Origin of the sequence: Streptomyces sp. NPDC012935 (assembly GCF_042900345.1) — a bacterium.
Classification (GTDB): domain Bacteria; phylum Actinomycetota; class Actinomycetes; order Streptomycetales; family Streptomycetaceae; genus Streptomyces.
This window is the reverse complement of record NZ_JBIBBC010000123.1, coordinates 1-1,064: the sequence shown is the minus strand read 5'-3', so window position 1 is coordinate 1,064 and position 1,064 is coordinate 1. Positions and strand designations below refer to the sequence as shown.

Sequence of the window (1,064 nt, the reverse complement as noted above, 5' to 3'; positions counted from 1 at the left end):
CCGCGCGAAGAACTGCACGTCGACGTGGGAGAACGGTTCGAGCCGCGCCCCGAACTTCGACTTGGTGCGCCGCACGCCGCGCGCCACGGCCCGCACCCGCCCGTGCCCGCGGGTGAGCAGGGTGATGATCCGGTCCGCCTCACCCAGCTTCTGGGTGCGCAGCACGATGCCGTCGTCGCGGAACAGACTCATGCCCTCATTGTCGCGTACGCGGGTGACCGGCGGGTGCGGTCGGGTCCCCCACCGCCCCGCCGGTGCGGACGGTGCCGGGGTGGTGGCGCTGTGTGCCGGGGGCACCCCCTCAGGGCACCTCGCCCCTGCTGCGGGCGTTCGCGTACGCCGTCGCCACGCGCAGCCGCTCGGACGGGGTGGCGGGGCGCACGGACGCCGGGTCGGCGTCCCACTCCCTGCCGCCGCCGTGCGGCCGCAGCTGGACGTACGGGCCCTCGTGTCCCATCACCACGCCGATTCGACCCGAAAGAGTGTCATAGACATACGACCCGATGGACGGCTTCACCGCAGCACCGCCGCGAGGCGCCGCGCGGTGTCCACCGGGCAGCGTCCCAATTCGACGAGCGGGCACGGCGCCTCACGCGCGAGACTCGCCGGATCGATCCGGAGTGTCGGGAGCGTAATTCCTGCCTTCTCCAGCGCGGCCCGCAATTCCTTCACCACTTCCTCCGCTTCTTCGACGCAGTGCGCCGAGTGCCGTTCCGTCACCTTGCTCCCCTCGAATTCGGATTTCACGCATCCCCGGTCCATAGTGACGCGTGGCGCCTACACTCGGCGGGAGTCCGTGCACTACAAGCGCACCGCAGGGCTGGGGGGTTGCCATGGCCAACGGTTCACGTCAGGCGGCGTGGGAGTTCTTCGGGGCGGAGCTGAAGAGGCGCCGGGAGAACGCCGGTATTACGCAGTCGGAACTGGGGGCGCGGGTTTTCGTGTCCGGCGGATACGTCGGCCAGTTCGAACAGGCGATTCGAAAGCCTCAGCTGGACGTGGCCCGTCGGATTGACGATGCGCTGCAATCCGACGGTATTTTCGAGAGGCTGTGGCGAAAGCTC

The 1,064-nt window shown here is 69.5% G+C and carries 4 protein-coding genes; 1 reads left to right on the top strand and 3 read right to left on the bottom strand.

All coding sequences use genetic code 11. The annotated features are described in order from the left end of the window. From recO to ACFY5C_RS42020, 3 genes are all read right to left on the bottom strand, one after another. On the bottom strand, positions 1-192 hold a 192-nt coding region (recO, locus tag ACFY5C_RS42030), incomplete at its 3' end, for a DNA repair protein RecO (RefSeq protein WP_389455382.1). A gap of 109 nt (positions 193-301) precedes the next feature. Further along, positions 302-517, bottom strand: coding sequence for a hypothetical protein (locus tag ACFY5C_RS42025; protein ID WP_062669372.1), 216 nt, complete (start codon positions 515-517; stop codon positions 302-304). Beyond that, complete coding sequence (locus ACFY5C_RS42020; RefSeq protein ID WP_376726548.1) at positions 514-747, bottom strand: hypothetical protein; 234 nt, start codon at positions 745-747, stop codon at positions 514-516. Before ACFY5C_RS42020 ends, ACFY5C_RS42025 begins: the two co-directional genes overlap by 4 nt. An 86-nt stretch (positions 748-833) precedes the next feature. Between ACFY5C_RS42020 and ACFY5C_RS42015 the strand changes: the two genes are divergently transcribed. Continuing rightward, on the top strand, positions 834-1,064 hold a 231-nt coding region (locus ACFY5C_RS42015), incomplete at its 3' end, for a multiprotein-bridging factor 1 family protein (protein WP_389455380.1).